The following is a 23,276-nucleotide window of genomic DNA, read 5'->3' on the forward strand; positions in this document are numbered from 1 at the left end:
ATCAGATTAGGGTAAAGTTTGCCGTTTGACAGTACAGGCCGTTAGATTCAGTGACCCGTCACAGATTTTTTTGCTATTTGGCTGTATGTCCTTCAATTAAAACATTATTATTTAAAAATCAAAACAATACCCTTTAGAACGTATGTGGACAGGTTTACTAAATTGGTCAGATGATGGCGCGGCAGTCATTGCTCAACTTCCAGAGGACAATTCCGGAATGGGGCATGGGTTTGGCCGACATGGCTTAGTTGAAGCGCTGGCCGAACTAGGGGCGTCTTGCCTTCAGATTGATGAGAAAGAGGTCAAGCGGTTTGTAAGCCACGCCAAAGAAGCGACGAATGACGCACGTAGCGGTATGTGTCTGGCTGAGCGTACAAACGCCAAGCTTGAGTTACATCTCAGTGAGGATAAGCAGGTTGCCAGTCTCAAGGTAACTGGCGCTTATGGCGGTAGCAGTTTGCAGCCGGACCAGATCATCAATGTTATTCAAGACGCTGGTGTGACCAAAGGGATTAATAAGCGTGCCCTCAAGAGAGCACTGCTCAAAAGTTCTGTTTTGTCGCCTGGTGAAGAGCTGACAATTCCATTTGCTCAGGGGCGTTTGCCCGTTGATGGCAAGGATGCTCAATTTATTCCATTGTTCACAAAGAACCGCTCAGCAGTGCCAGATAATGATTCTTTGAGTAAAATTGATATGCTTGATCGTGGTAAAACCCTGACTGTACGCAAGGGACAGCCGCTCATGCGTCGTGAGCCGCCGACCAACGGACGTCCGGGTATTACGGTACTTGGCGAATTAATTCCATCTAAACCAGGAAAAGACACGCCTTTTCAAATGGCAAAAGGAGCGGCTCCAAGCACTTCACAACCCAATATATTGATTGCCACTCAGGCTGGACTGCCGATCACCAAGCCAACATCTGTGGTGGTGGACGATGTTATTCAACTCCAGACGATTGGTGTCGAATCTGGCCATATTAAGTTTCACGGCAGTGTGCTCGTTTCTGGCAATATTGAATCGGACATGCGAGTGGAGGTCGGTGGTAAGCTGATTGTTGGTGGTTTTATTGAATCTGCGCATGTAGAGGCCGGCAATGATGTGATTGTGGCCAAGGGGATCATTGGCCACAATGTCTCCGAAGGTGAAAAGAAAACCTGTTATGTTCGTAGTGGTGGCACTATTACTGCTCACTATGCGCAATACAGTCGTGTGTTGGCTAAGCAAGATATCAAGCTCAAGATTCACTGTCTTAACTGTGAAGTGAACACCGGACGAGACCTGTTTGTGATGGACAATGCACGTCGCAAAGGAACGTTGGGCGGCGGCAGTGTCGAGGTGGGGGGCAAGCTTGTATGTGTTAGCCTAGGGGTTGAAGGCAATACTCCGACTTCAGTTGCGGCCTTTGCCGAGTATCACCAGCTCCGTCAACGCGCTGAAGAGCTCAAACAAGAGTATCGTGATGCGCAAGAGCAGACGATGGAGGTGATACGTAAAGAGATCGCTTTTAAGAAGCGAGCTAAGTCAGAGCGCACCGCTGAGGCAGAGCAGAATCTGATAAACTTCAAGCAGCAGGTGGACGCCAATTTGGTCAAAGCCAAGGACGCGATAGAGTTACACCAAATGGATTTCGAGGAGCGATTGTCGCGCAACACAATTGAGGTGACCGCGAGAGTCTATCCTCATGTTACCCTGCAGTTGGGTGATGAGCGTATGACGGTGTCTAAGGAGCACTCGGCGAGCTTGTTTGCTTTTGATCAATACGAGATCAAACGAAGTGCTTTGGTTGAATAGACTGTAGTCAGTCCGATGAGAGAAATTTAAAACGCCCTTGAGTGGGCGTTTTGCATTTTTATGGTTTTACTTTTTGTTGCTGTTTTTAGCGCTGTCTTTCCAGTACTGAATACGAACGCGATGCAACTGAGCTCTTCTCATTTTTTTCATCGTTTCCTCCTGAAACTTGATTGGTGCTTAACTTTTTTTGCGCACCACAATATTATTTACAGTTCGAATTTAATCGTTCCTAGCCATACTTTCTACGATAGAACTCACAATATAGTAATAACTTAGCGGGGTTTCTTGAAACATTTTCGATGAATTTGGAGCGTTATCGTAGTCTGCATGAGGTCATCATTACCTCCACGGTTGACAGTTCTGTGACAGAATCGCGACAGTACGATGATCAATGAACAAATTGTCGCACAACCAATACAGCTTGTTGATCAGGTGCAGTAAGTCTGGAATCAGGGAGCTTGGTAACGCGCTTTATTTAGAGAGTTCAACTTAACAATTTACAGTGTAAAAACAATTGTCTGGGCAGGGGCTTAGCGATTGGATGTTGAAAAGCAAAGGGATTTTGATGAATTGAGCATCGAGAGGTGATAGTCACCTCTCAACATGTCGAGTTAGGTGACTATTCGTTGCTATCACCTCCAATGAATCCCCCAGTTTGATGAGCCCACAAATGCGCATAGATCCCGCCCTGGTCGATCAATTGTTGATGGGTGCCTTGCTCAACAATTTGCCCTTGGTCGAGCACAATCAGCCGATCCATTGCAGCGATAGTCGAGAGGCGGTGTGCGATAGCGATAACGGTTTTGCCCTCCATCAATTGATTGAGGCTTTCTTGAATCGCTGCTTCAACTTCAGAATCAAGCGCAGAGGTTGCCTCGTCCAGGACTAGGATTGGCGCGTCTTTCAGTAACACTCTGGATATGGCAATGCGCTGTCGTTGCCCGCCAGAAAGCTTAACCCCTCGCTCACCAACTTGTGCATCAAAGCCGACATTACCAAACGGGTCAGTGAGAGTGCGAATAAACTCATCAGCGTGCGCTTGTTCGGTAGCCCGGCGAAGATCACTCTCTGTCGCATTCGGGTTGCTGTAGAGGATGTTATCTCGAATCGAGCGGTGAAGTAGTGAGGTGTCTTGCGTAACCATGCCGATATTGGCACGCAGCGAATCTTGGGTTACGTGATCGATTGCTTGGCCGTCGATTGAGATACTTCCCGACTCGACATCGTGAAAGCGCAGCAGAAGATTGACTAGGGTCGATTTGCCAGCACCGGAGCGGCCAACCAGTCCGACCTTTTCACCGGGTTGAATATCCAAGTTTAGATTGCTGATCACGCCCTTTTTCTCACCGTAGTGAAAGCTGACGTTATCGAACTTGATGCCACCATGCGCGACATTGATGGGTTGTGCTCCGGATTTGTCTTCAATGTCGATAGGCTTTGACAGCGTCTTCATACCATCGACGACCGTGCCCATATTTTCAAACAGGGCACCGACCTCCCACATGATCCACATCGACATACCATTAATCCGTAGTGCAAGTGCAATCGCAATGGCAATTGCACCGACGCTAATTGAATCCGCCATCCATAGATAGATAGAGATAGCACCAATACAAAATACCAATAGGTAGTTAGTAATTTGAACCGCAACATCGAAACCTGTAACCAATCGCATCTGGCGATAGACCGTATCCAAAAAGCCGCGCATCCCGGTTTCTGCATACTGAGTTTCTCGGTCGGTGTGCGAGAAGAGTTTTACTGTTGCAATATTGGTGTAGCTGTCAACGATACGTCCGGTCATGGTTGAACGTGCATCGGCTTGCTCTGTCGCGACTTGTTTGAGTCGTGGCACAAAGAAAACTTGAATGGCAACGTAGGCTAACAGCCAGGCCAGCATTGGTAGCATTAACCGCCAATCTGCTTGTGCAAGCAGTACCACGATAGCGGTAAAATAGACACTAACGTAGACAAATACATCCATCGTCTTCATGACCGTTTCTCGCACTGCCAAGGAGGTCTGCATCACCTTGGTCGCTACGCGTCCGGCAAAGTCGTCTTGATAGAAGGTAACACTTTGTTTGAGTAGATAACGATGAGCAAGCCAACGAATAGACATTGGGTAGTTGCCCAGCAGTGACTGATGAACTAATAGCGAATAGACGACAACCAGCAGTGGCATCACCACCAGCAGCAACAGACCATAACCCATCAATTGCGATTGGTTATCTTGCCAAAAGGTGCTTGGGTCACTGTTAGAGAGCCAATCGACTAAGTTTCCCATCGCGCCAAACAGGGCGACTTCGACGATAGCGACAATTGTCGACATAAGCGACATGATGATCAAGGGAACTTCAAAACCACGCGTGTAGTGACGGCAAAAAGCAAAAATGCCTTTTGGGGGGGGCTTAGGCGAGTCAGAAGGAAAGGGCTTGGTGAAACCTTCGAATATCTTAAACATACAGCTTCCTAAAGCGTCAGTGACCAAAATGGACGAGTGACAAAAAAGATGGCAAGAGCGAGTTGGCGGAGGAAAAAAAAGAAAAGCGCAACACTCGCGTTCAATATAATCATAATATACCCATGCGCACTGAGACCCAACGAGTTGACGGCCTGTTAGAGCAAATTTTCCTATTTGCTAGCCGCAAAGACCAAACGCGCGAGTGGAGTGTGTTCCACATACCCACAATTTCTAATTTGACACTGGCGCAGTGCCGCCAGTACGAGCATTGAATTGCTTGGGTATATGTTATTATCGGCCGTGATTCCCAATTACCGCAGAGAACAAGGCAACTATCATGGCGAGCAGCGAGATAATAAATAAGATCGAAGCGTGCAAGACACTAGAGCAGGTATTTGATCTGTTTGAGCTTGACTATGACGCTGCATTTATTGCTGAGTACCGAATACCACTGTTTAAGCGCTTTGACGGCTATTTGATGTTGCAAAAGCCCCAGGATTGGTTTGCCGCCCGTCGAGTGCTGCGAACGGCGTATTGTAAGATCCAACGTGGTCGACTCGACCCTCACACCCGCTCGGCTTGTCGTGGCTGCACTTCGTGTTTACGTCGATGAGTGTTATTTTGAGTGCTAAGCACCCTAATTTACAATGTAAAACTCTCAGCGACTTTTGCCATCCTACTTATCGATCTTTGATTCAAACTGTTGATGGATGTATTGCCTGATCAACTCTTTTCGCGCGGGCAATTCACGGTGGTACTTATGGATCAGAGACAGAGGCAGTTTAACGCTGGCTTTTGGCTGGAAGACGTGCAGCTGATCTTTGAACGAACAGTTGTCCACTGCTGTTTGTGCGAGGATAGTAAAGCCCAGGCCTTTTGCTACTGGAATAAGAATCTGATGGATCTGATTAATATATCCCGAGCGCGTAAATCGGCTTGCATCGAGTGATTCTAATTCGGACTCTGCACACTGAGCGCAATAGAGTTTGAGATAACGCTCAGCATCGGGATGGCCAATCAACCCTAGTTGATCTAGCTTGGAAAAATTGAGCTCCTCTCGCGCATAGTGTTTTGGCAATACAAGGCACAGCTCTTCACTACCCAATTGGGAGACACTGTATATCTCAGGGTGGTCAATACTGGTAACAATACCAAAGTCGGTTTTACCCTGTTCAACACTACTGAGAATGGTTGCATTGGGCGCGGCCTCAAGTGTTAACTGCAGCTGGCGGTGTGACTGTTGCAGTTCAAGTAGCTTGGGGTAGAGATAAAGCGCAATGGCTCCTGAGCAACTAATGTGGCACTCGCCAATGTGGGGGGAGTCTAACTGCATCGCCTCAGACAGTTGCTGCTCTTGCTGTTCAAGTTGGCAAGCGTAGTGGTACATAAGCTGGCCTTGCTCGGTTAGCTCAAAGCGTTTCTGATAGCGAGTTAATAAACTGTGGCCACAAGCCTGCTCGAGTTTACGAATGTGCTGGCTGACGCCGGGTTGGGTCATAAATAGTTTTTCTGCGGTTTGAGTAAAGTGGCCGACCTCAACCAGAGTTTTAAAGGTCGCAAGCCAAGTGCGATTGAGCATAAGGAAATATTCACCAGCGACTAAAACTGAGATTATAACTCCAACGCGAAGAGATGCCTAAATTCGGGGCGAGAGATTGGGACGGGCAGTGTCCTCAATGGTGAGGAGATGAAAAAAAGGAGCCATAGGCTCCTCGTGGATATTTATGAGTAGTCAGGCGATGCGAGAATCAGTTATTGCTTGACGGTTTGGCCAACCTTGTTGAACACAAAGCGCCAGATAAACAGTACTACGGCAATGTAACTAACACCAACGCCCAGCGCTTGCCACTGCATGCCATGATACATCGCCAGTGGCATCAGTGAAATGATAAAGATGTCGGTAATTGAGCCCGGTACATAAGCGATGGCGTAATCATCGAGCACTTTGCTGCGCATATTTGGGTCAACAATACGCAAAAGCGCGATGCCCATTGCGACTGTACCGGTTAGCCAGCCCCACGAGAAGATACCTTTTTCAAACCAGTCATCACCGAGAATACGTGGTGCTACCCACAGCACCAGCCATAGGGTAAAGAGTACACCACCAAAAGCTAGGACAATCATTGGCGCAAGGTAGTTTGCCAAAACGGTAATTTGAATCGAGGAGATACCAAAGATGATCAGGTAATCGGTGCTGATCCCAGCGCCGTGTTTAAACGCACCGTCGCACAGGTAATCCGAAGCCTTGGTTTGCTTGGCTATAATGCGCACTAACATACCACCCAAAAAGCCGGTTACAAAGGTAGGGATCTGAACTTTGTCATGGAATGAAGACAAATAGCCAGCGGCTACATAAGAGAACGCGGTCACCACGACAATCAATGCCGCGTGAATGGCAAAGGCGTCAACTGATAGCGAAGATGTGGTGTCTTTCATCACCGACTGCTGCTGTGAAGGATTGATAAGACCCTTACGTTCATACTCGTTCATTTTATCAAAACTAGTAAATGTCGATATCCAGCCAAGCTTGAGAGCGATTTGTAAGATAAGCATACCAATGCCGATCGAGAGGAAAATCCCAACCGTGGCAAAGGTTAGACTGATTGAAAACGCATCTTCCCAACCCAGAGAATTAAAAATATCACCAACCACAGCAGAGGTACCGTGCCCCCCCATAAAGCCTGCAGACATTGTCACACCGAGTCCTGCGCTAATCTCTGGCCAGAAGAGTGAGGTGATTAGCCAGCCAGACATGGCGGCAAACAACCACTGCGAAACTGATGCTATTTGGTTAAAGGCCCAAAGAGAGCCGGCACGTTGGGCGACAACCTTTGGTGATGGTACATCGGTTGCGAGGCCCAGTGCAGAGAATAGAGCTGCAGTTAGGATACCTGCATTGGCTGTAAATGTATCGGTCCAAGGTAGCATTTCACAACCCGCTGGACCAAGTGCTAGGCCAATTAGGCCTGCCAATACGGCTGATGGGATATAGATCTTTTGCAACAGTGTTATCTTGACACGCAGTATCTTAGCGATAATAAGCAGGCCGCCTGCAATGGCAAGATCAGATAGCATTAAACCCTGAGGCATAATATCTCCTATTGTTTGTTTAACGCTTAGCGTTAAGGTGAACAGCTCCCAGGTAATAAGTGGTACCTTCCCTAGGACCCGAAACAAACAACAAGAGTGTAAAAGAGCAGGCTACAGCTGATGGAAATTTATCGTATTACTTCGATTTCAGTGTAGGCAGTTAGCGTTAGATAAAGTGTCTAAATGCGTCAATTTGCGCTAAAAATTAGCTAATTGCAGCTAAATGTTTTTATATGTCGTTTGTTCGTTTTGTCAGGTTACTGTGAAAAAGGCGGCTATTGTACAGATATGAACCGATCGTGGCAAATGTAACCAAACACTTCCGATTCAGTCATTGAAGGTGTTGAGAACCACTTGATTCCGACCCAGTCCTTTCGCCTGACACAGGGCTTTATCCGCCCAATTGATGGTTGTTTGCTGACTATCGCGTATTTGACAGACGCCTATACTTATCTGACACGTGACTAAGGTCGATCCCTCCTCCACTTGCGCTTGTTCAACTGCGAGCCTCAAAAGTTCGCACTGTTCATAGGCATTAGCCTCGTCACAGGCGCGAAACAAAATACAGAACTGTCCTCCACCATAGCGGGCTAAACACAGCGCATTTGGCTTGGTAAAACAGGTTTGCAGTAGCTTAGCGATATGAGCGATGACTTTATCACCAGCAAGGTGGCCGTGACTTGCGTTGATCTGTTTGAGTTGGTCAATATCCAGCAGAGCAAAGTAAGTCTGGGCTTGACCAAGGTGTTGATTGATTTGGGCACGGATAGTTTGCTTATTTTCGAGTTGAGTTAGTGCATCTTTATTGGTGACTTTCGCCTTGAGAAGTGAGCGGTTGAGTGCCATTGCACAGTAGCTCTGTACCATCTTGAGTAAGACTTTGGGAGCAGGCAGTCGAGTCTGTAGATAGATGACGCCAGAGAGTCCTTTATCACCATGAAGCGGGATCACATAATGTCCTCGATGAAGGTTGAGCGTCTTGGCAAGCGGATCTTTGCGACGTCGGCGAGTGTAAATCACGGGCTGTTGATCAAGTTGCTCGCCGAGCACGCCATCAATAAGGACGGTATGCAGGTTGCCATGGTAGTCAATGGTTTGAAATTGCTGTGATTCCGTGTCGAACAGACATAATGAGACACCGGAGTGATAGGTAAAGCGATCAAACAGGGATTTAACCGCATCCTTAAACTGGTTCAACTCTTGGTACCGGGCAATGCGCTCGAGTGAATCAGTAAGTTGTCGAGCGAGATATTGATATAGCAAGATAACGGCGAACAGCAAAGATAAGATAACCAGTGCCCAAGGGAGCAGGCTATTGCTCATCAGTGAGTCTTTTTGACCAGATAATAACACCCAACCATTGTGATCATCGATATACCAGTCTCCCACCTTGAGCGCTGTTGGGTGGAAATCAAGCGAGCTACGCGCCTCACCGTGAGGCGCGAACAGCTTTTGAATATCCGCATCATTGCTATCAAATGAGGTACCAACGAGCTCCATATTGGGATGAATAAAAATTGTGCCAGTGTGTTTTTCCACCACAAACAGTGAATCGGATGCCTTTGATTTTAACGCATGGAGTCTTGCTGCTAAGTAGCGTAAGTCAAACTCGATCCAGAAACTCTGTTGATTGGAGGAATCACCATCACGCAGGGCGAACACCCAGTTGCCTGATGAGGTTTGATAGGCCGATGAGACCCAAAACTTTTCAGAGATATCTTCAACTTGGTGCCACCTCAGGTTGGCATCGAGCATCGCATGTTGGGTATTGGTGGCAAGTGACAGGTAGCTTTCCTGGTGGGCATCGACCCAGATGATGTCATTAAATGCGATATTCTTTTTTAAAGCTGTTGTGGCGAGTTGCAGGTGTGTCGGCTCACGGTTTGCTTGTTCGATCAGGCGAAGCTTGCTCATCGCATTATTCAATTGAGCCGCCAATACCTCATGAGCAATCTGTAAATTCAGTTGTAATTGCTTATCGCGCTGCTCTTGTTGCTGGGCGAGTTGGGCTGCGCCAGTTGTAAACAAACCCACGCAAAGCAAAATCACTAATACTGGTATGATTCTTATCAAAAACTTAGGTAAAGCCATCCGTTGCTCTAATCCAGTTGTTAATAGAGAGGTTATTAATGTATGACTGTTATGTTAACGATATCGTTCTTTTTGTTCAATGCAAAATAAGGAGCGGATCGTGTAAACAAATTGTACTTAAATGCAGGGGCGGGGTTCGAGGAGCGAGTTTCGAGGAGGTCAACGCGCGTAATTAGTTGAACGTACAATAATTAGATCCATGCTTACTACTCTTACAAAGGATCCTCGCAGATCAAGCAGTAACAGGAATGAAGCGAGGAGCTTGACACGCCTGGTGTCTACTCGCTCCTCGCACCTCGGAACGCAGTGTAACCCGCTCCCGTTATTTAGCCGTGTAGTGGAAGATAGCGATCGAGCATGGTTCGACGAGAACTTGGCTTTGATCGACGCTACGGTGCAGTTCATGTGAGTCGGTATTACAGATCATTTGCCACTCTTGCTTGCGATCTTTAGGCAGGGCAAACCTTGCAGGGGCGTTGGTTTGGTTGATGCAATAGAACAGCTCATCCCCATCTTGACCAATACCCATATGCATTGACACCGAGCGTAGTTGGTTCCAATCATCGTGTGACATCTCACCACCATTGACACGGCGCCAGCAAACGCGGTTTTGGTTGCGGTTATGGCCACTGAATGCTTGGATAAACGGCACCATATATTTCTGTCTTGCCGCAATCATCTCAGCCAGCCAGTCTTTAAACGCCTTCTTGCGCTCATTTAAGCGCCAATCCAGCCAGCTGATCGGATTATCTTGGCAGTAGGCATTGTTGTTGCCTTGTTGAGAGTGAGAGAGTACATCTGCGGTAAGGATGTGTGGGATACCAAATGAAAACAACAGGCTAGTCATGAAGTTACGTTTTTGCTTTTCACGCAACTCATTGATGGCATGATTATCGGTTGGTCCCTCGATATCATAGTTATCGGAGCGATTATCACCATGGCCATCGCGGTTATTCTCGCCATTGGCCTGGTTATGCTTGTGCTTGTAGGACACCAGATCCTGCATGGTGAAGCCATCGTGATAAGTAATGTAGTTCACCGTCAGGTTATAGGGCCAGTTTGAGGCACTGTAGAGATCGCGTGAGCCCATCAAGCGGGTGGCAAACTCTTTCAAATAGCCATGATCACCGCGCCAGAAGCTACGGGTAATATCACGCAGTTTGTCGTTACACTCGTTCCAACCGAGAGGGAATTGGCCGACTTGATATCCATTTGGACCAATATCCCACGGCTCGGCGATCAATTTGATCTTATTCAGAACCGGATCTTGGGCCACGGCACGGAAAAATGCAGCGTCTGGGTTAAATTGCTCGCCATTGCGCCCGAGTGTTGCCGCAAGATCAAAGCGGAAACCATCGATCTTATACTCCGTCACCCAATAGCGCAGGGTATCCATTACCAGGTTGAGTGACGGTTGGTACTCCATATCCACCGTGTTACCACAGCCGGTGTAGTTGATGAAATGGTCGTTTTGCCTTAGATAGTATCTTGGGTCGAGCGCCTTGAGGTTAAGTACAGAGCCGCCATCGCCGCCTTCTGCAGTGTGGTTGTACACCACATCCAAGATCACCTCGATACCATTACGGTGCAGCTCGCGAACCGCAGTTTTTAGCTCGGTAACCGCATCGCTTTGTGCAAAGCGCGGATCGGGTGCCATAAACACGTAGGGGTTGTAGCCCCAGTAGTTAACCTTCTCTAGGGGCTCTAAATGTGGCTCATCTAGGCACGCTGCGATTGGTAACAGTTGAATTGTATTGATGTTTTGCGCGCGGTAAAAGGCGAGCATATCCTCGTTGATAAGGCCCAGATAGGTGCCTTGTTCATCTGCTGTGAGCAACGGGTTGAGTTTGCTTACCCCTTTGGTGTGGGTTTCAAACAGAATCGTCTCTTCACGCGGAATATAGGGATGATCCGTTCCCTGCCAGTCGAAATCATCATTGATCACGATGCATTTTGGCAGTGAAAAACTATTGGTTGAATCGAATGGGCGAGGGTAGAGAACTGGGCCATCGAGTGCCTTGGCGTAGGGATCGGAAATAAAATGCGGTTTGCCTTCGACACGACCAATGTAGCCATATCTCTGTCCTGCTTTCACACCTTCAATATACACAGACTGTATACCTCGGCAATCAGATTCCAGTGGAAAGGTTTGATAGTTATTGCCGTCACTAAACAGTGCCAGTTTCAAGAAAGGTTGATTGGGTGCGTGGATCGCAAATTGGCATCCTGAGCCATCAAGGGCCGCACCAAGGGTTATTGGTTTTGTGCGTTTGTTGTTCATTATTTGGCCGTCATTTCGGACTTGCATGTGAACTATTAGTAAAAAACTTTGTCGATCCAAATGCAAGTGCCACATTTAGATAATAATTTACTATTTATTTGTGTCATTTTTGCAGTAGCACGTATATATAAAACTTGAACTGCGTAGCACTTTCTTCGTCAACTTGTGATCGCGACCGTGTCTCCTCCCCCTAAATAGTGTGATCCGACCGAAAATAGAGGCGTAACCCCCGTTTTCTCCTCCTTTCTCATCCCCCCTAAATTAATCAGGGGTGGAGGAAGTCAACCTTATCAGCCCCGCTTATTCTAACAACCGTTGAAACAAAACGGGGAACCCACCAAAGAGTGTGATCCCATCTTATCTCTCTTTTCTGCTGTACCTATTGTGCCTTTTAGGTTGAACAAGAGAGAAAAAGAATAAAAAACCTAAACGGAGTTAATAATGAAAAAAGTAAGTGTAATTGCTGCTGCTGTTGCTGCTTCTCTTTCTGCTGGTGCTTTCGCAGCTGCAGTTGATTTCCACGGTTACGCTCGTGCAGGTGCTGGTTTTAGTGGTACTGGTGAGCACGCTACATTTGAAAAGAATAAAGTTGGTCGTCTAGGTAACGAATCAGACCTTTACGCAGAGATTGGCCTAAACGCAGAGCTTTACAGCCAAGGTGATGTGACCTTTAACCTTGAGTCATTGGTGGCTTACGGTGCAGACGGTAACAACAACTGGGAAGGCCAAGAGCCGGCACTACGTGTAATGAACGTACAAGCGAAAGGCCTGTTTAGCGACAAAGACGCAGTACTATGGGCTGGTCAGCGCTACTACCAGCGTAAAGATATCCACATCACTGACTTCTACTTCCTAGATACGTCAGGCGGTGCTGGCGGTGGTATCGAAAACCTATCTGTAGGTGGCGGTAAATTCTCTGCGGCTGTAATGCACAATGATGGTAGCCAGAAAGTTTCTGACGGTAATGAAGCTGTTCTAACGGAAGCTGCAAAGAAAGAGATCGAGGATTGTAAAGGTGATGCGGTTTGTGAGCTAGCTATTCGAGCGAATCCAAACAGTTACGAAAACAAAGAGAAGTTCAAAGACGAAAAAGTTACTGGTTACACATTTGATCTTCGTTACGCAGGCATTGACCTGTGGGATGGTGCTAACCTTGAGCTAGCCCTAGCATACGACTTCGCTTCTGAAGCTGAAGGCCAAGACGTTCAAGTAGATGATGGTGTATTGGTGACGGCTGTCCTAGGCCAAGGTCTAGCAAATGGCTTTAACCAAACGATTGTTCAGTATGGTACTTCATCTTACGGTAAGCAGATGGCGACCTATGGCGGTGGTGGTTGGTTTGGCCGTGAAAAAGACAACAACGACGCGAACGGCTATCGCTTAATCAACTGGGGTGTAACAGGCTTAGGTGATGCAATTGAAGTGGGTCACGTTGCGATGTTCGCGCAGGCTAACGACACTGACGACGGCGATATCACGGCGTACAATGCGGTCGTTCGTCCAATGTACAAATGGGACGAGAACATGAGAACTATCTTGGAGGCGGGTTACTTCGCTGATGAGGTTAAGAATGATGGTAAGACTACCAAGAGTGCAGGTTCTAAGTTCACCTTAGCACAAGCATGGTCAGCAGGCTCTAGCTTCTGGGCTCGTCCTGAAATCCGAGTTTATGGTTCTTACCTAATGAATCATGAAGGTGATAGCTTCGCGACAGATGTAAACACTAGCAAAGCAACTGCAGACTCTGAATTCAGCGTTGGCATCCAAATGGAAGCATGGTGGTAATCCACGCCTCCTAATTTAAAAGTCCATAAATCAATGCCGGCTGTCAAAAGTCGGCTTTTTTCGTCATAGAAGAGGTGATTATGAAACAATTGGTTCTCGGCTGCGCGATTAGCATGGCACTGATGGGATGCACCTCGACCGAGGTGGTAGAGTTTAATTTTGATAATACGGCGCAAGTCGCACAGAGCTATGCCGATGTGCAATGGCTGACGGCGACGCCAAATACCTACCTCGACTTTAAAATTGACCAAACTAACCAAACCATGAACCTAGACAGTGGCAAGAGCTCGATTGCTGCTTTCAACGTGGATACTCAGGGTAAAGAGCTGGAGATTGAGATCGTCAGCCAGTTTAAAAATACGGTTTTTTACCCAAATGCCATGCTGCTAAATCATCATCACGAAATACTCAAGGTATTTGGTGATGATGATTTTAAATACAAACATGCCCACGGGATGAATGGTGACCGATTGGTGGCACAAGCAAAAATCCAGCCGGTGGGAAATCAGACGGTTAAGCTGTTAATCTATACCACTCCCGAGCTAACACAGGGAGAATCTGAGGTAATCCACCCCGTCAAGCTGGATGCGATTGCCCGAGGTAACTATCCACCGGATGTCCCCAATCCTGTTATTCCTCACTCTCCTTATGGCCACTTAGGGGTATTGGTGAGTGTCGATGAGGCGATCGTGGTAGAAGAGTCAGTTGTGGTCGCCAGCAGCGATGTTGCCCAGCAAGAATTTGGACGCGAGTTGGCCGAGGGCGAGCAGGCGACGGATGTTAGTCCATCGATAGTGGTTGGTAGCACTGAGGAACAGGCGCAAACCGGTGCGACTCAAGCGCAAGCTAACTTTTACATCACGGGCATCGAGAATGCGGTTGAGGCCGGTATGCTCGATAAGGCTTTAGCCCTACTTGATGAAGCCAAAGCCTTAAATATTGGTGGGGCGCAAGAGGCGTTTATTAAAGCGGTTAACAAACAATAAACACAGGGTCGAGGTGAGAGGAGAGAACAGGCGGGATTCGAGAAGTGAAAGGCGAGGAGTTGGGTACATGCATCGAACTCCTCGTATTGCTAAGTTACATGATGATAGCTGAGACTGGAGTAATTTGGAGCTCAGCTTTGTCTATACCCAGCAGTGCTTGTTGAGGGGCTGTTAGGCTTACGACTTTGGTGTGTTGGGATAAGTTTACACCGACTAAGACGACATCTTGCTCCAGTTGGCGGGCGAATAGCCAGCTTTCGGAGTCGCAGTGTAGCTCGACTAATGCGCCGCGCTGCAGTGCTGGGTGAGATTTACGCAATGCAATCAAGTGCTTAAATATCGGCAGTAATGAGGATGACTGGACTCGCTCCCACTCCATGCAGCGGCGGTTATCGGGGTCTGCACCGCCTGGCATGCCGATTTCGGTACCGTAGTATAGGCACGGTGTGCCGACATAGGTAAACAGCAGTGTAGCGGCGATAGTGAGTAATGGCTCACTTTCGCTGATTAGACTGAAAAAGCGTGGGGTATCATGGCTGTCTAGCTGATTGAGCTGGGCTAGCTGATTGTCCCAAGGCAGTTTCGCTCTCGCCTCTGCTAGCCAGTCGCGAAACTCAAGCATGTCAATCGATATCGGGTCGAGCGCGATATCTTTGTTGGCCAGTAAGGCGCGTAGAGGGTGAGCAAAACCGTAGTAATTCATCGCTCCATCTTCTTGCTCGCCCTGCAGCCAACCACTTGCCTCAAAAAAATGCTCACCGAGGATGTAAGCCTCAGGGTTAACCTGTTTGGCAGACTCTCTGAATGCCTTGACGTAATGGGCATTGTTCTTCGCACCTTCCCCCTCACCCAGCATATGGATCACGTCAAAGCGCCAGCCGTCTATGTGGTAGGGCGCTTTGAGCCAGTGTTTGATAATCGAGTGGTCGTTCTGATAGATGATGTCACGCACCGCGGAGTTTTTGAAGTTGAGCACCGGAAGGGTGTCAATTCCGTTCCAGCCGATATATTGGTTGCTGTCCCCAGCAAAAAGATAGTAGTCACGATAGTCCGATGTCGGGGATTGGTAGGCGCCGATTTGCGAGTGTTGACCGAGTTTATTGAACCAAGGGTGTTCGGTTGAGGTGTGGTTAAACACGGCATCGAGAACGATTTTCATGTCTCTGCCATGGATATCTTCACACAGCTTGGCGAAATCAGCATTGGTGCCCAGGTGCGGGGCAATATTGAAATAGTCGGTGGTGTCATAGCCATGATTGCTGCGCGCGTTAAAGATTGGGTTGAGATAAAGCGCGGTGATACCAAGCTGCTGCAGGTAGTCTAGCTTATCTTCAACGCCGTAGAGGTCACCGCCATAAAACTCCCATCCCCCATTACCAGCATGAGTGTCGACGGGGGCGCCCCAAGCCTTGCTCACCACTCGCTTGGTGCTATCAGCTAGAGCAAACTGGTCATCTTGCACGCTGATCTCGGGCCTAATATTGCTAAATCTATCGGGGAAGATCTGGTAGAACACCTGCTGATTGACCCAGGTTGGAGGCTGGTGGTCAGGATTGAGCTTGAAGTGGGTCTCGAGCCCCGGCATACGCTTGCTCACACCAAGCGCCGAGAGCCAGTATTGCTGGTCCGTCGTTGTTAGCTTAAACACATAGTTATTAAGCGCGCGGTCGTGGCGCAGCTCCACCTTACCCTGCCAAAAACATAGTTGGTCGGTTTGTCTGATCAAAGACATTCTCTCGAATTGCTCTTCGTTGTCCGGCTCATGACGGATCAGCACTTTTTGCCAGTCTAGACCTCGTTCGGTAACTAGGGTTAGGGTAAGTGTGCGCTCACAAAGCGCCGACCAGTCAGCACTTTGGGCATGAAAAATAAACGGCAGTGACATCTGTACTCCATTAAAACTGAGTGAACTGCCCTGACTATATCGCCGTGCCAGAGAGAATAACTATTGAGGCGATAACTCTGTGCACGGTTTTGCGTTTTGCGCAGCTCTAATGCGCTACATTCCCCAGTTGTTGTTGCTCAAGCTGATTGAGCGCCTGCTGGTACATTAGCCACGCACAGATACCCGCGAGAATATTGCCGACAAACGCACCGCAAAATAGCCCTTGGATGCCACCCCATTGTGCTCCGAGCCATAGGCAAGGCAAAAAGAAGGCAAACAGGCGCAAAGCCGAGATAGATAAGGCGCGGTAAGAGCGACCTATTGCATTGGCACTCGAGACCATCAACATGCAGATTCCGAGCGGCCCTAGACTGAGGGGGACGATATGTAGATGCCAGATCAGGATCTGCTCAACCCCGCCCTCTTCACTGGTCATCAAGTCTGCCAGTGGCACCGCCATTAGATAGGTGATGAGGGCAATGACCAACTGAAAAACAAGGATAAATACGGCCGCTATCTTAGTTAGCTCACGTATTTCCGCGTAGTTATTCGCCCCACGCAATCGACCAATCATCGGCGGCATAGACATAGTTAAAGCAAGGACAACCACGATAGCAAAGAACTCATAACGCGAGCCCAGTGCCCATGCGGCGACGGCAGCGGTGCCAAAGCCCGCCAGCAGTTTCGTCGCTAACATTGAAGAGAGTGGCGGCAGAAGCTGACTTATCATCGCTGGACCCATGATATTGGTTAGGGCACGAATGCTTTTACTCACATCGAGATCGTGCCAATCAAAACACATCCACTCTTTGGCAATCACCCGAGGAGAGACAATGATGATACCGATGCCAAAGGCGATGATGGTCGCGATGGCTGCCCCATTAATGCCCATATCGAGAGTGAAAATAAAAATCGGGTCTAACGCCAGATTGAGTAAGCTGGTGATCATCATCATGCTCCCTGGCAGTAAGGTGTTGCCATTGGCTCGACAGAGACTGTAGAGAAAATACAGCACTGCACCAGTCCAAGAGCTAATTAACCACCAAATCCAGTAGCTGTCGATGATCGGCATAATGCTGTCTGGAGCGCTCAATGCCCCGAGAATTGGTCCACGTAGCAGATAGGCAATCACACCGAACAAGGCGATTCCAACACTACCCAGTACGATGATCAGCCCTCCTAGCTGCTGGGCATAGCGGGTTTGCCCAGCACCGAGCGCGGTTGAGATCACCGCCGTGGTTGCGATCCCAAGACCAACCTGTAGGCCAATAATCACCATTTGAATGGGTAAAGTGAACCCTTGTGCGGCAAGAGGTAAAACGCCGAGCTGACCAATAAAGGCACTGTCGATCAGTTGAAAACTCATTAAAGAGAGCACGCCAAACAGCATTGGCCAGGTCATTTTGTACAGCTGTTTGGCGAGTTTGTTACGATTGGTTTTGTTCATTATCGGATTCATCAAATTGATCGGCGTAGCCTTTAGGTGGCGGTGTCCAGCCGCGCTCAGAGTGTGAGTGCTTATCGCTGCGATCATGGGACATTTCGGTGATTATTTGTGCTTCTACTTGGCGGAAGAGTTCGAGGTAGTTGTTGTCGTAGCGCTCGCCCTCAGAGCCGCCCTGCCAAGCGGCGAAGAGTATATCAAACTTGTTGTTTTCTACTCGTTGATAGGTCGCTTTTTGTTGTTCTGCGAGGAAAGGATGCATGCCAATTGTTTCAAGCGCTTTACCGCCAATAGCCAGCGCTGAGTGGAATGTCTCAGATTCCACGATATCGGCGCCTGCTTCTTTGAGCTCGTAGCCATGCCCGCGATCGAATGCTCGGGCAATAATCGTCACACTCGGGTAGGTGTGTTTGACGTAATGCACCAGCTCAACAGCTCGCTCGCGATCATCAATCGCAACCACGAGTGCTTTGGCATGCTCAATGCCAGCAGTATGCAACAGATCGGGACGGGTGGCATCACCATAAAAGGTCTTAGTGCCAATTGCACGCATGTTTTCGACTTGACTCGCTTCGTGATCGAGCACCACGGTTTCGACCCCATTGGTGGTTAGCAACCGATTAACGATCTGACCGAAGCGACCAATGCCTGCAACGATAACCGTGCCTTGGTCATCAATACTGTCGGCTTCTTGTTGGTTAGATTGCTCTTCAAAGCGCGGCAAAATCACCTTGTCGAAAAGGATAAACAGCCCTGGGGTCAAGAACATCGAGATCGCGACCACCAGTGAAAGGGTTTGGGCTAAATCGAAAGGCAAGACATTGTTTTGTAATGAGAAGCTTAGCAGTACAAAGCCGAATTCACCCGCTTGGGCCAAGCTGAGGGTGAATAGCCAGCGGTTACTGCCTTTGATACGAAAGATCATCGCAAGGATAAACAAAACCAGTGCCTTGAGCAGCATCACACCGAGGGTAAGTGACATAATGCTGGCGAACTCACCAAATAGGATTGAGAAGTCGATACCGGCACCGACGGTGATAAAGAATAAGCCGAGTAACAATCCCTTGAATGGCTCGATATTGGACTCTAGTTCATGGCGGAATTCGCTGTTGGCAAGGACCACACCTGCGAGGAAGGTGCCAAGCGCAGGGGACAGCCCAACTAGGCTCATTAACGCGGCGATACCAATGACTAACATTAGCGCGGTGGCAGTGAAGATTTCTCTTAATCCAGAGTCGGCGACAAAGCGAAACAGAGGACGACTTAAGAAATGCCCACCGACCACGACGGTGACTATCGAGGCGATGATCACCAGGCCATAGGCCCAGCCGGGCAGATTGGCGACGAGAGAGAGCTCCTCATGATGGTCAGCGGCATGAGCCGCTGCTGATTGTGCGGCGGCCACTAACTCGGGCAGGGCAAGCAATGGGATAAACGCCAACATAGGGATCACGGCGATATCTTGGAACAGCAGAACTGAGAAGGCATTGTTGCCACCCTCGGTCTTGGTTAAGCCTTTCTCGCTAAAGGTTTGTAAGACGATTGCAGTTGAAGAAAGCGCAAAGATAAGGCCTATGGTCAGGGCTATCGACCAAGGCTGACCGAGTAGCATGGCAATGCCAGTGACCGCGGCGGCAGTCAAACCGACCTGCAGACCACCCAGGCCAATCAGCCTATTGCGCATCGACCAGAGCATCTTGGGTTCGAGCTCGAGACCGACAAGAAACAGCATCATGACCACACCAAATTCAGCAAAGTGCTGAATCGTTGTTGTTTCTTCGCCCACAAGCCCAATGATAGGTCCGATAACCACCCCTGCAATGAGATAGCCTAGCACAGATCCAAGGCCAAGCCGCTTGGCCAAAGGAACTGCAATTACCGCTGCAATAAGATAGACAAACGCCTGTAAAAACAGTCCAGTCATGCCTGCTCCTCCTTGCTAAGTTGCTCCACTAACGGATTGATGGTCTCGAGGTTTAGGGTGTTCTCAGCACTGATTTTGCCGGTAAGAAGGCCTTGGAGTAGGTATTTGTACTGCTGCATATGTGCCGCAATCCGTCCTTCTTCTTGGGCGGTACGTGAACCAAACAGGGTAAAAGGAGGTAAGTATTGCATACAGGTAAGGCGAGCCATCTGCTCTAAGGGTTGCAGGAGCTCTTTGATTGTATAGTGGTTGTAGCCCCCTTGCTGGTAGGCGTCATGTCGCCCGCCCGCGGTTAACGCACAGAGAAACAGTTTACCATCGAGTGCCTTGCCTTCTTTGCCGTAGGCAAAGTTGTATTCTAAGACCAGATCCTGCCACTCTTTGAGGATCGCTGGTGTGGAGTACCAGTAGAGGGGAAACTGAAAGATGATCACATCATGATCGACTAGGCGCTGCTGCTCTCGGTCAATATTGATGTTGAAACGTGGGTACTCAGCATAAAGATCGACTGTGGTGACGCCGGGTGTTTGTTTGGCTTGGCGAAACAGTGGCCGGTTGGCCTCGGAGCGATGTTGTGAGGGGTGTGCGTAGAGCACCAATACACTTTTGTTATCCATATTGACCTTGTTGTTTTGAGATTCAATATCATACGAAGCAGTTATTCGAGTATAGGACAGGTCTGGTATTGAGCTACTCGATGTTGATTTACGTACATTACATCGTTGCTTTTTTGGGGTTGTTAGGGCTTGGGAGAAATGGCCTTACTTTGGGCAAGTGAGCGCTTCAGAATGTGAAATTATGCAGTCTCAAAAATTCTTTCTTGGTCACATCGGGAGCGAGTAAATAGACCATACTATATATAGGTCTAACGCCCAAGTTGGGAAAGGAGGGCTTATGAAAAACGAATTAGACTCAACCAAGATTTTGCATGCCTACGAGAAGATAATGGAAAACGGCTCACCGACTGAGCATGGTAAAATCTACGAGGGCGTTGAAGCAATGTCTGATTACGACGGTTATACCATCTATCTGCGAGGCAATGGGGTAGAGCTTAGCGTCGGTTTTCACAATACCTATCATCTTGAGTATGATCAGGCACACCTCAAAGAGAGTTTCCTAAAAAAACTCGCGTTACTGGCTAAGTAGTCGTGGTTTTTGGTCAAACAAAAAAAGAGCGCTGCTGGCAGCGCTCTTCGATGATTTATTCCTCAGAAACCGAATCAGTCGCTGTTGCAGGATAAATGGATGCATTGGTGCGAAACGCACCGTTAAGGGTATGAAAGCGCTTGCGAGAGCGTGCAAGGCGGATGTACTTCAACCAAGTGCGCTCGAGCTTGCTATTCGCTAGGGTAGGGTCTTGCAACATATCAATGAAATGCTGCTCTTCACTGCTTTGCGGCACAAGCTCACCACTTTCTAAGCCTATCAGGGTGTCGCCAAATTGGATTAATAGTTCCTCTTCAGCAAGTGTAAAGTCGCCTGATTTTGCAAATCCGCGTGGGAATTTTTTGTTGTCGTAAAAACGTTTTTTGCCGTAGCGAAACTGAGTTTCTGACATGGTGACCTCAATGTGTAACTTTTTTATTTATATCGGACAGGGACTCTTGGGTATGTCCGGCCAACTTTTTGATATTACCGACTGAGATTATTGGGCATTGGTGAGCAAGTACCAAAAACCGCGTCCTTGCAGTCTGGGTATATAATCTGTTTGAACTTAATGTCATTTTTATTTCAAGCAAATGGTACAGATGCAAAAAAGAGAGCCACTTCGCAGAAAGTTTTGTCTGGCGTCGAACACTGTGCGCTATGACGCCTCAAATGGAGATAACTAGAACAGATAGCTGTTCATACTTAGATGGACTAGGATGCTGGCAATGTAGCCAATGGCGATCACTGGCGCCCAGCGCAGGTGGCCGAAAAAGGTATATTGACCGTGGGCTGCTCCCATTAACGCAACCCCCGCCGCTGAGCCAATCGAGAGCAAACTGCCGCCAACTCCAGCGGTTAGGGTCACGAGTAGCCAGTTGCCCATTGAGAGCGCAGGATCCATGGTCAAGACCGCAAACATCACCGGAATATTGTCCACGATCGCAGAAAGCACACCCACCATCACATTAGCCCAGATAGGATCCCACTGGGTGTACATGATCTCTGACGCCAAGCCCAGATAACCAAGTAAGCTCAAGCCACCGACACACATCACCACGCCATAGAAAAACAGCAAGGTATCCCACTCGGCATGTGAGACACGGCGAAAGACATCAAACGGCACAACCGAGCCTAGGCGTTTAAGCGCCAGATCATCGCGATTGGCAATTGCTTGTGCTGCCTTGCGTGATAATGAGGCGCGCAGGGTTCGACGTAAATAGAAGCCAAAGAACTGCAGGTACGCCAATCCCATCATCATGCCGATAACCGGGGGAAAGTGCAGAACGGCGTGAAAAGCCACGGCGGTGGCGATAGTCAGAATAAATAAGCCGACGATGCGACGCGCACCACGCTTGAGCTCGACTTGGTGGTAAACCGTATTAGGTTGAGTCTTGGGGACAAAGAATGACATGATCAGTGCAGGAAGTAGATAATTCACCACCGATGGGATGAACAAGGGCATAAACTCAGAGAACGCCACATGACCGGCTTGCCAAACCATCAAGGTGGTGATGTCACCAAATGGACTGAACGCCCCACCAGCATTAGCAGCCACGACAATATTGATGCAAGCGAGGTTGACGAAGCGCTTGTTATCGCCGGCCACCTTCATCACCACCGCACACATCAATAAGGCGGTAGTTAGGTTGTCGGCAATCGGCGAAATAAAGAAAGCCAAAACCCCGGTAAGCCAAAATAAAGTCTTAAAATTAAAGCCTTTACCCACCATCCAAGCCTGCAAGGCATCAAAAAGGTTACGCTCTTCCATCGCATTGATATAGGTCATCGCCACAAGCAGGAAGAGCAGTAGTTCGGCATATTCAAGCAGGTTATGCTCAAGCGCCGAGTGCGCCTGCTCCGCCACACCATGCTGAGAATACACGTAGCCAATGATCGCCCAAATCAAACCGGCAGCAAGCAGCACAGGTTTGGACTTTCTCAGCTCTAAATACTCCTCAAGCATCACCAGAGCATAGGCAATAGCAAAAATGATCAAACAGGCATAACCCACGCCGGACTGGGTCAAATTGAGTGAACTGGTCGATGAGGCTGCGACAGATTGAGATACGAGCAGCAACGGCAGAAGCAGGGCATAGGGTTTCATTAATTCCTCCGGGGGAACGGCGATGTTAGCGCAAAGTCTAGCCTAAAAGCGCTCTCTTAGAGAGGCGAGAGTCGAGAGGCGAGGTGGTGCGCGTGGAGGATGAGTCATTTATATAATCAGAGAACGCTGACTCTGATTGTTAGACGGCTATTCTTGGGTCTTAGGTTGATATTAGTCGAACGAACTACGTAAAGCGTGCGCGGTTTAGCCGCTAAAAAAACGGACATTACAAGGATATCCCTGTCGCTTCTCGCCTTCCGCGCGAATGGAATAAAAAAGCCCACCAA

The 23,276-nt window shown here is 48.4% G+C and carries 16 protein-coding genes; 5 read left to right on the forward strand and 11 right to left on the reverse strand.

Features of this window, described 5'->3' with window-relative positions; genetic code table 11:
• Positions 1-142 precede the first annotated feature (142 nt).
• Positions 143-1,792 carry a FapA family protein gene (locus tag ACZ5R2_RS16750; RefSeq protein WP_464903441.1) on the forward strand — a complete coding sequence of 550 codons (1,650 nt, stop codon included), beginning with the start codon at positions 143-145 and terminating at the stop codon, positions 1,790-1,792.
• 619 nt (positions 1,793-2,411) lie between these two features.
• On the opposite strand, the gene ACZ5R2_RS16755 is transcribed toward ACZ5R2_RS16750, so the two are convergent.
• Positions 2,412-4,250, reverse strand: a complete 1,839-nt coding sequence (locus ACZ5R2_RS16755) for an ABC transporter ATP-binding protein (protein WP_464903440.1) — start codon at positions 4,248-4,250, stop codon at positions 2,412-2,414.
• A gap of 337 nt (positions 4,251-4,587) precedes the next feature.
• Here ACZ5R2_RS16755 and ACZ5R2_RS16760 point away from each other — a divergent pair, with 337 nt between their 5' ends.
• A complete protein-coding gene (locus tag ACZ5R2_RS16760) occupies positions 4,588-4,863 on the forward strand; it encodes a nitrogenase-stabilizing/protective protein NifW (RefSeq protein WP_464903439.1) in 276 nt (91 codons plus the stop codon).
• A 63-nt stretch (positions 4,864-4,926) separates the two neighbouring features.
• Here the strand turns inward: ACZ5R2_RS16760 and ACZ5R2_RS16765 are convergent, their stop codons facing one another.
• From ACZ5R2_RS16765 to glgX, 4 genes are all read right to left on the reverse strand, one after another.
• Positions 4,927-5,829 (reverse strand): LysR family transcriptional regulator, encoded by a 903-nt coding sequence (locus ACZ5R2_RS16765; protein WP_464903438.1) that lies wholly within the window; start codon positions 5,827-5,829, stop codon positions 4,927-4,929.
• Between the two features lie 173 nt (positions 5,830-6,002).
• Positions 6,003-7,340: a sodium/glutamate symporter gene (locus ACZ5R2_RS16770; protein WP_464903437.1), complete on the reverse strand. Its 1,338-nt coding sequence runs from the start codon at positions 7,338-7,340 to the stop codon at positions 6,003-6,005.
• A 327-nt stretch (positions 7,341-7,667) separates the two neighbouring features.
• On the reverse strand, positions 7,668-9,374 hold the full coding sequence (locus ACZ5R2_RS16775) for a GGDEF domain-containing protein (protein ID WP_464903436.1): 1,707 nt from the start codon (positions 9,372-9,374) through the stop codon (positions 7,668-7,670).
• A gap of 379 nt (positions 9,375-9,753) precedes the next feature.
• Positions 9,754-11,712, reverse strand: a complete 1,959-nt coding sequence (gene glgX / locus ACZ5R2_RS16780; protein ID WP_464903435.1) for a glycogen debranching protein GlgX — start codon at positions 11,710-11,712, stop codon at positions 9,754-9,756.
• Positions 11,713-12,153: 441 nt separating this feature from the next.
• Between glgX and lamB the strand changes: the two genes are divergently transcribed.
• Together lamB and ACZ5R2_RS16790 are read left to right on the forward strand one after the other, a co-directional pair.
• Positions 12,154-13,497 (forward strand): maltoporin LamB, encoded by a 1,344-nt coding sequence (gene lamB, locus ACZ5R2_RS16785; protein WP_464903434.1) that lies wholly within the window; start codon positions 12,154-12,156, stop codon positions 13,495-13,497.
• Between the two features lie 80 nt (positions 13,498-13,577).
• Positions 13,578-14,483 carry a MalM family protein gene (locus tag ACZ5R2_RS16790; protein WP_464903433.1) on the forward strand — a complete coding sequence of 302 codons (906 nt, stop codon included), beginning with the start codon at positions 13,578-13,580 and terminating at the stop codon, positions 14,481-14,483.
• 94 nt (positions 14,484-14,577) lie between these two features.
• Here ACZ5R2_RS16790 and malZ read toward each other — a convergent pair whose 3' ends face one another.
• The 4 genes from malZ to ACZ5R2_RS16810 all read right to left on the reverse strand — a co-directional run bounded on the left by malZ (position 14,578) and on the right by ACZ5R2_RS16810 (position 20,353).
• A complete protein-coding gene (gene malZ, locus ACZ5R2_RS16795; RefSeq protein WP_464903432.1) occupies positions 14,578-16,368 on the reverse strand; it encodes a maltodextrin glucosidase in 1,791 nt (596 codons plus the stop codon).
• A 106-nt stretch (positions 16,369-16,474) separates the two neighbouring features.
• Positions 16,475-17,815: an MATE family efflux transporter gene (locus ACZ5R2_RS16800; RefSeq protein WP_464903431.1), complete on the reverse strand. Its 1,341-nt coding sequence runs from the start codon at positions 17,813-17,815 to the stop codon at positions 16,475-16,477.
• Positions 17,796-19,736 carry a monovalent cation:proton antiporter-2 (CPA2) family protein gene (locus ACZ5R2_RS16805; RefSeq protein ID WP_464903430.1) on the reverse strand — a complete coding sequence of 647 codons (1,941 nt, stop codon included), beginning with the start codon at positions 19,734-19,736 and terminating at the stop codon, positions 17,796-17,798. Before ACZ5R2_RS16805 ends, ACZ5R2_RS16800 begins: the two co-directional genes overlap by 20 nt.
• The gene (locus tag ACZ5R2_RS16810; protein WP_464903429.1) at positions 19,733-20,353 is read right to left on the reverse strand and encodes an NAD(P)H-dependent oxidoreductase; all 621 of its coding nucleotides are present in this window, start codon (positions 20,351-20,353) and stop codon (positions 19,733-19,735) included. The genes ACZ5R2_RS16805 and ACZ5R2_RS16810 overlap by 4 nt, the downstream gene beginning before the upstream one ends.
• A 277-nt stretch (positions 20,354-20,630) precedes the next feature.
• On the opposite strand from ACZ5R2_RS16810, the gene ACZ5R2_RS16815 reads away from it, so the two are divergent.
• Positions 20,631-20,882: a DUF3081 domain-containing protein gene (locus ACZ5R2_RS16815; protein WP_464903428.1), complete on the forward strand. Its 252-nt coding sequence runs from the start codon at positions 20,631-20,633 to the stop codon at positions 20,880-20,882.
• A gap of 55 nt (positions 20,883-20,937) precedes the next feature.
• Here ACZ5R2_RS16815 and ACZ5R2_RS16820 read toward each other — a convergent pair whose 3' ends face one another.
• Entirely contained in the window at positions 20,938-21,294 is a 357-nt protein-coding gene (locus ACZ5R2_RS16820; RefSeq protein WP_464903427.1) for a MaoP family protein, read from the reverse strand.
• A gap of 270 nt (positions 21,295-21,564) precedes the next feature.
• Positions 21,565-22,989 carry a sodium:proton antiporter NhaD gene (nhaD, locus tag ACZ5R2_RS16825; RefSeq protein WP_464903426.1) on the reverse strand — a complete coding sequence of 475 codons (1,425 nt, stop codon included), beginning with the start codon at positions 22,987-22,989 and terminating at the stop codon, positions 21,565-21,567.
• Positions 22,990-23,276: the final 287 nt, after the last annotated feature.

This window comes from Vibrio sabulosilitoris (assembly GCF_055391395.1).

What these genes read in the sequence shown, in the direction of transcription:
- ACZ5R2_RS16815 (WP_464903428.1), top strand. Translation starts at nt 20,631, where the DNA reads ATGAAAAACGAATTAGACTCAACCAAGATTTTGCATGCCTACGAGAAG.
- nhaD (WP_464903426.1), bottom strand. Translation starts at nt 22,989, where the DNA reads ATGAAACCCTATGCCCTGCTTCTGCCGTTGCTGCTCGTATCTCAATCT.
- ACZ5R2_RS16820 (WP_464903427.1), bottom strand. Translation starts at nt 21,294, where the DNA reads ATGTCAGAAACTCAGTTTCGCTACGGCAAAAAACGTTTTTACGACAAC.
- ACZ5R2_RS16805 (WP_464903430.1), bottom strand. Translation starts at nt 19,736, where the DNA reads ATGACTGGACTGTTTTTACAGGCGTTTGTCTATCTTATTGCAGCGGTA.
- ACZ5R2_RS16770 (WP_464903437.1), bottom strand. Translation starts at nt 7,340, where the DNA reads ATGCCTCAGGGTTTAATGCTATCTGATCTTGCCATTGCAGGCGGCCTG.
- ACZ5R2_RS16760 (WP_464903439.1), top strand. Translation starts at nt 4,588, where the DNA reads ATGGCGAGCAGCGAGATAATAAATAAGATCGAAGCGTGCAAGACACTA.
- ACZ5R2_RS16750 (WP_464903441.1), top strand. Translation starts at nt 143, where the DNA reads ATGTGGACAGGTTTACTAAATTGGTCAGATGATGGCGCGGCAGTCATT.
- glgX (WP_464903435.1), bottom strand. Translation starts at nt 11,712, where the DNA reads ATGAACAACAAACGCACAAAACCAATAACCCTTGGTGCGGCCCTTGAT.
- lamB (WP_464903434.1), top strand. Translation starts at nt 12,154, where the DNA reads ATGAAAAAAGTAAGTGTAATTGCTGCTGCTGTTGCTGCTTCTCTTTCT.
- ACZ5R2_RS16755 (WP_464903440.1), bottom strand. Translation starts at nt 4,250, where the DNA reads ATGTTTAAGATATTCGAAGGTTTCACCAAGCCCTTTCCTTCTGACTCG.
- ACZ5R2_RS16800 (WP_464903431.1), bottom strand. Translation starts at nt 17,815, where the DNA reads ATGAACAAAACCAATCGTAACAAACTCGCCAAACAGCTGTACAAAATG.
- ACZ5R2_RS16790 (WP_464903433.1), top strand. Translation starts at nt 13,578, where the DNA reads ATGAAACAATTGGTTCTCGGCTGCGCGATTAGCATGGCACTGATGGGA.
- ACZ5R2_RS16810 (WP_464903429.1), bottom strand. Translation starts at nt 20,353, where the DNA reads ATGGATAACAAAAGTGTATTGGTGCTCTACGCACACCCCTCACAACAT.
- ACZ5R2_RS16765 (WP_464903438.1), bottom strand. Translation starts at nt 5,829, where the DNA reads ATGCTCAATCGCACTTGGCTTGCGACCTTTAAAACTCTGGTTGAGGTC.
- malZ (WP_464903432.1), bottom strand. Translation starts at nt 16,368, where the DNA reads ATGTCACTGCCGTTTATTTTTCATGCCCAAAGTGCTGACTGGTCGGCG.